At 24.7% G+C, this 2,250-nt stretch carries 2 protein-coding genes; both read left to right on the top strand.

The window, feature by feature from the left end:
- Window positions 1–1,582: ATP-binding protein (locus VLM92_RS12295; RefSeq protein ID WP_325276628.1), on the top strand; the 1,582-nt coding region annotated here is incomplete at its 5' end.
- A gap of 290 nt (window positions 1,583–1,872) precedes the next feature.
- Window positions 1,873–2,250: hypothetical protein (locus VLM92_RS12290; protein ID WP_325276627.1), on the top strand; the 378-nt coding region annotated here is incomplete at its 3' end.

Here is a 2,250-nt window from a genome sequence, read left to right as displayed (position 1 = left end):
TAAAGAATGTGAGTTTTTCTTTATTAATGATAAAAAAGGTGATTATTTATCTATTGATGGGAAGAAAGGTAGTATTACAGATAGAGATTATTTCCATGAAGTTATGAATAGTGGAAATACAACTATTTCAAAACCTATAATATCAAAAGATACTGGAAACTATATTATTGTTGTTGCAGCACCTATTAAAGATGATAATGGAAATATTATAGGTTTGGTTGGGGTAGATGTAAATTTATCTGTTATTACAGATATAATCAATGATGAAAAAATAGGAACTAGTGGTTATGCATATATGCTTAACAAAGATGGTTTATTGATAGCTCATCCAAATAAGGATTTTATCTATAAACATAATATATTAAATGATAAAAATAAAGATATCGTTGATATGGGTAAAAAAATGATAAATGGAGAAGTAGGAATAAAATATTATGAACATAATGGTATGAAAAAAATAGCTTCTTATATGCCTATAAAATCGACAGGATGGTCTATCGGAATGAGTGCTAATTACGATGAGGAAACTCAGAGTATATTAATATTAAGAAATTATATGTTATTAATGGGAATTGGTATTATTGTTTTAATTCTAATATTATTAAATTATCTTACGAATACCTTAGTTAAACCTATTAATAACCTAAAAAAACATATGGAAATAGCGACTAAAGGAGATTTATCGGTTCAATGTGATATATATAGTGAAGATGAAATAGGTATACTTGCAAAAAGTTTTAATAAATTGATAAAAGAAAATAAAAGATTATTAGAAGAAACAATTGAATATGATAGGCTAAAGACTGAATTTTTCTCTAATATATCTCATGAGTTAAAAACACCACTAAATATCATTTTTTCTACAACACAATTATTACCTTTATATATTAAAAATGATAATGAAAACTTTGAAGCTACAAAAATTAATAAACACATAAATATAATGAAGCAAAATTGTTATAGACTATTAAGATTAGTTAATAACTTAATTGATATTACTAAAATAGATTCTGGATTTGGAGAACTGAATTTGCAAAATAAAAATATTGTAGAAATTGTTGAGAATATAACTTTGTCTACTGTTGAATATGCAAAAAGTAAGTCAAGAACAATTATATTTGATACTGATATAGAAGAAAAAATTATAGCTTTTGATCCAGATCAAATGGAAAGAATTATTCTAAATCTTATTTCTAATGCTATTAAATTTACAAAACCTAATGATAAAATAGAAGTTAAAATTTATGATGGATTAGATAATATTATAATTTCTGTTCAAGATACAGGTATAGGCATCCCAAAAGAAAAACAAGAAATGATTTTTGAAAGATTTAGACAAGTTGATCATTTGTTACATAGAAGACAAGAGGGAAGTGGAATAGGTTTATCTCTTATTAAATCTTTAATTGAAATGCATGGTGGTAAAATTTCTGTTAAAAGTGAATATAAAAAAGGAACAGAGTTTATTATTGAATTACCTATTAAAACTATTACTGAAGAAGAGGATATACATATAGTAAATGATTTTTCTGAACAGGCTAATATAGAAAAAATTCATATTGAATTTTCAGATATATATTAATAATAGTTCATCAAAGAGATTGAAAGAATATGAATAATACTTAGATTAGTTAGGATGAAGGTGTCGTTAAATACGGCGCCTTTTTTGTGAATACAGATATCTGTTAGTATTGGTACTATATTAACCTTATGAATGTAAGTGTTGATGCAGAAGAATATGCTAGTAGATTTTTGCACCAAAACCTTATTTTTTGCATATCAAAAGAGGATTTTATCTCTTTATGTCTAATTTATATATGTATAAAAATATATAAATACTATACTTTATATGTTAAAGAAAGGGACAAATGCATGATAAGCTTAAAGAAAAAAATAATGGTACCTGTATTTTTATTATCTATAGTAGGTACTTTAATATTATCTTTTTTCGCATATAACAAATCTAAAGATATAATAATTAATTATGTTGAACGGTTAGCTCAAAATAAGGCTGAAAAGCTAGCACTTCATGTTGAAGATAACCTAGAAAAATGGAAGTCAGCAGTGAATATGCTTGCTTCAATGGATACAGCAAAAAATATGGACTATGAAGGATTTAAAGAATATATTTCTAATCATAAAGAATTATATTCTAAAGAATGTGAGTTTTTCTTTATTAATGATAAAAAAGGTGATTATTTATCTATTGATGGGAAGAAAGGTAGTATTACAGATAGAGATTATTTCCAT

Origin of the sequence: Romboutsia sp., from assembly GCF_035470145.1 — a bacterium.
In the GTDB taxonomy this organism is placed as follows: Bacteria; Bacillota; Clostridia; order Peptostreptococcales; family Peptostreptococcaceae; genus Romboutsia_D.
This window is presented reverse-complemented; position numbering and strand designations above follow the sequence as displayed.